The organism is Kitasatospora sp. NPDC041917, assembly GCF_055589745.1.
On record NZ_JBVJBI010000089.1, the window covers coordinates 1 to 4,081 of the forward strand.

2 protein-coding genes and 3 pseudogenes are annotated in these 4,081 nt (G+C 64.7%); all 5 read right to left on the reverse strand.

Annotated features, from left to right (window positions below; all coding sequences use genetic code 11):
• Positions 1-53: 53 nt before the first annotated feature.
• A complete protein-coding gene (locus tag ACZ6EM_RS40140) occupies positions 54-188 on the reverse strand; it encodes an HNH endonuclease (RefSeq protein ID WP_465774644.1) in 135 nt (44 codons plus the stop codon).
• Between the two features lie 326 nt (positions 189-514).
• Positions 515-1,786 (reverse strand): eCIS core domain-containing protein, encoded by a 1,272-nt coding sequence (locus tag ACZ6EM_RS40145; protein WP_465774643.1) that lies wholly within the window; start codon positions 1,784-1,786, stop codon positions 515-517.
• A gap of 151 nt (positions 1,787-1,937) precedes the next feature.
• Positions 1,938-2,201: pseudogene (locus tag ACZ6EM_RS40150) on the reverse strand (IS701 family transposase); the annotation flags it as partial.
• Positions 2,201-2,725 (reverse strand): annotated as a pseudogene (locus tag ACZ6EM_RS40155) (transposase); the annotation flags it as partial. The pseudogenes ACZ6EM_RS40150 and ACZ6EM_RS40155, both read right to left, overlap by 1 nt.
• A pseudogene (locus ACZ6EM_RS40160) lies at positions 2,722-3,360 on the reverse strand (transposase); the annotation flags it as partial. The pseudogenes ACZ6EM_RS40155 and ACZ6EM_RS40160, both read right to left, overlap by 4 nt.
• Between the last annotated feature and the right edge of the window lie 721 nt (positions 3,361-4,081).

Genomic DNA, 4,081 nt, shown 5'->3' on the forward strand with positions numbered 1-4,081 from the left:
GCCCCCCTCCGAACCCGCCGTACGAGTTTCCCCGTAACGGGCTCTCCAGTGACCTATTTCGTGACGCTGCTGGTTGGCTTTCCTGAATGGATCGCGTCATGGCAATCGGTGCAGACCACAAGAGTCTTGCGCCGTTTCTTCGCCATGACCTGGCGCCATTCAGTAGGTGCCAGAACGCCTGAGATCAGACTGTCTCAGTTGACTTGACAACTTCCGCTCCGAGGTACCCAGCCGCGGTTGCGATGCCGGCGTCTCCGCCTGCGGTCGCGGGGTGCCGGCCCTCGGCCGCGAGTGGCTCGCGCGAGCCATCAAGGCGGCCGCCATCAAGGCGGCCGCCGCCGAGGCGGCCGTCCTGCCCGGCCTGGGCCAGCTGCCCGGCGGCACGCGCCTCGGCGAGCAGGGCGCGGCGGCCGCGGTGGACGTGCGTCACCTGTGCGGGTCACGGCCATGTCCAGCGACTGGTGGGGCCTGGTGTGATTTGTAGGCATGGACCCAGGCATCGAGAGTCGGAGCCTTAAATAATCCACGCCAAGTCCGCTTCAGCCTTTTTAATATCTTCCGGAACTGCTTCCGGAGGAATGGCCAGGTCTAGGTATTCTGATGGTCGATCCGGAAGCCCCCCTGAGCCTTCCGGCTCGAATACCTTCCATTCATTTTCGACAGAACGAAAGCCCGTAACGTTAGGCTTCTTCAGGGCGGCCATCTTGCCTTTTCCTGCTGGCGCGTAGACTCGGCGCCCAAGAGCAGTAGCTAGCCCTTGACCGACTTCAGGAAATTTTTCGGATACCTTTAGGCCGGTTTGGCAAGAATGTAGAAGAACTGCACCGCTGGGACTGTCGGATACGAATGCCGCATAGGCTGCGTCGGATATTTCCAGGAGGGTCGCAAGCTGGTGCGCATAGAGTGACATTTCGCTGCCGTCATCCATGGATACCGTAAATTTTCTCGAGCCACCGTGTCCAGTCACCAGAAAAATCTTCTGCTGAGGGTCGACCCAGGAGAAAGTGCCCGCTTTGTCCTTCTCTGAAATCAGAGGAGACCGTCCAGGTCCGGGAGTCAGATTAATATTTGCCCAATTTTTCAAACGGCTCTCTATGTCCTCTTCATTGTGGCGGCTGGTGCCGATGATTTTGCCGCCTTTACCGATGATCTGGTGCTCGTGGGGGCGACGTTTGGCCGGTGCGCGTTGGATGGTGGTGTGCTGAGTGATGGCAGGGAGCGATGCGGAGGGGACGGTCGGGTGGGGGGTTTGCGAGTGGGCGGCTTGTTCGTAGGCGTCGTTGGGATGGCTGACGGTGAGGCCTTCGGGGGTTGGGGTGCCGGAGACAGGGCCGTGGCGTTGCTGGAGGACGTGGGAGAGTTCTTCATACAGGAGGTTGCGGCCAACCGGGGTTCGGGTGGGATCGCTGTCGTGCTCGTCCAGCACGATGTGGTGGCCGCTGGTGTAGGCCTGGGCGTGGACATCTCGTGCCGAGGCTGCGGCAGCATGGCCGGTGTGGACGCGCACGTCGGCGAGGTCGGTACCCAGGCGCTCCTCCATCTCGCGCGTGAATTGCGGCGGCAGAGGGCTGCCCGGCATCCGGAGTACCGCCCGGACCGCTGCACCCGCCCCTGGCTCCACATCCTCAGCCAACGCCGCACGCATCCCATTGTTCCCGAGGGCACGCTGCAACGACCGCACCCGCGCTACCCCGGACGGTAGAGCGTGTGCTCGGACAGAGGCCCTCTCCGCCAGGGACGCATTCCTGCGACGCTGGGACCGCGCACACGATTCGAACGACACCATAACGACTCCTCAATATATACCAGCCGACGACCAAGGCGAAAGTGCCTTGCTATGTCATGATTCTCGCATTACTTGCTCGACGTGGAGGGGCCATTCAGGGCTTCACTTTCGGGCGATATCTTTCCCCTAATACTCCAGCTGTAAATAACGATCATGCTTTGCTCGCGGCTTGACGACTGTAGTGGCTGGCCTGGGAATGGGCTTGATGACGCCGCCGCCAGTGGGACCAGCGGAGCCAGTGACCGGCCTCGTGGACGGGTCGGGCGATCAGGGCGATGAAGAGTCGCTGGATTTCGTTGCAGGTCAGCGGGATCAGGTCGTCGGGGCCGGGGCGGAGACGGTGCTCGTCGACGCGGACGACGGCCAGGAAGGCGTGGGCGAGCATGGCGAGGGTGACCCAGCGGGACCAGGACGGTTCACCCGGGCCTTGCAGTAGGTCGCGTCCAAGTAGACGTAGGGGAAGCGGGTGTGGCCGAGGGGCCGGTCGCGGAGGGCGGTGAGCTGTTCGTCCAGGTCCGCGCAGATCCTGGAGACCTCGCTCCTGGAGATCCCGGTGTCCGCGCCGAGGGCTTTGACCAGGTCGTCGACCGAGCGGGTGGACACGCCCAGGACGTAGGCCTCCATGATGACCGCGTAGAGGGCCTGGTCGATGCGGCGGCGTCGCTCCAGCAGGCTGGGGAAGAAGCTGCCGGTGCAGACCTTGGGGATGGCGAGCTCCAGGTCGCCGGCCTGCGTGGTCAGGGTCTTGTCGCGGTGGCCGTTGCGCCAGGTGGTGCGGGCGTCGGTGTGCTCGCCCGGCTCGGCGCCGATCCGGGCGGTCGCCTCGGCCTCGATCAGCTCCTGCAGGAGCCGCTGCGCGAGGCTCCTGATCAACTCGATTCCGTCCGCCGTACGCAGTGACTCCATGAGGCGGAGTAGGAAGCTCCTATAGATCGTCAAGCGGTCTGAAGAGGCCGGTTGTGAACGCTTGATGGGCTGGCGAGGTGCCTGTAGACCTCGCGGGCGATGAAGCGCTTGAGGCAGCGGAGGATGTCCTTCTTGGACATGCCTTCGGCCGTGCGACGGGCGACGTACTCGCGGGTGCGTGTGTCGTAGCGCATGCGGACCAAGGCGATCATGTGGAGCGCGTTGTTGGCCTGACGGTCGCCGCCTCGGTTGAGGCGGTGCCGGTGGGTACGTCCGGAGCTCGCTGAGACGGGAGCTGCCGCGCACAGGTGGGCGAAGGCTGCCTCCGACCGAAGTCGGTCAGGGTTGTCCCCTGCAGTGATCAGGAGTTGGGCGGCAGTCTCGGTGCCCACGCCCGGCAGTGCCACCAGGCTGGGCGCTGCCTGGGTCACCAGCTGTGAGAGCTCGGCATCAGCGTCGGTGATCTCCTCGTTCAGGTACTGGTAACGCCGGGCAAGTCGTCGCAGGGCGGTGCGGACAGCGGTCGCCGGGTCGGCGATGTTGGCGCCCGGTCTCGACCGGGCCAGTGTCCTGATCAGTTCGCTGGTGGGCAGGCCGCGCAGCTTCTCGCGGACCTCGCCCGGCGCACTGATGATCAGGCCGCGGACCTGGTTGATGACCTGGGTACGCCAAGGTTTGTCGCGCAACCTGCCGACTGGTCCGCGTTGGCTTTCGTGCGCGTGCGCCGACGGAGCAGCGTGGGCTCATCGAGGTGTTCACCGAACTGCACTCGGGCTCGGAGCAGTCCCGCCGGGGGCTTGTCCAGCAGCGAGGTACTGCGGAGGCCGGGCCCGGAATCGTCCGGGCCCGGCCAGCCGTGTGGGCGCCCCGTGGAGGGCCGGGTCTGCTGGTGGGCACTACGGGCGAAACCGGCGGTGCCCCAGCTGTCACCGCTCTTCGATGTATCCCGTACGGCGACCGACGGGGATCGTCGACCGCCACAACCCTCGCCGACCCCGGTCCGCACCAGCCGACATCTGGTGGCGGACGAGACCCTCGTCAGCGCCCTGGTGCCCACCCACGAGCGGGACGCCGCCCCTCGAAGGAACCAGCGGACACCCAGCAAACCCGCAGATCCCCTCGACGAGCACACCCGCCCGTCCCGGCATTCAGCCTGCCGCTGCCCTCACCGCAACGACCACCGGGCATTCCACCCAGGCCAGCACCAATTTTCAGGGTTCCTTTATGGAAATTCTCAGAACTGCCCATCATGCTGAAGAGCCCAATATCACTAACCACTCAGCACGCTATCATGGTCGCGCAATAGCCGCGCATACACGATGCGCCTCCCAAAGATCCTCGTCGCCTACCTCTTCGGGCACTACAGGCGCATTGAAGCAGCCCAGGGTG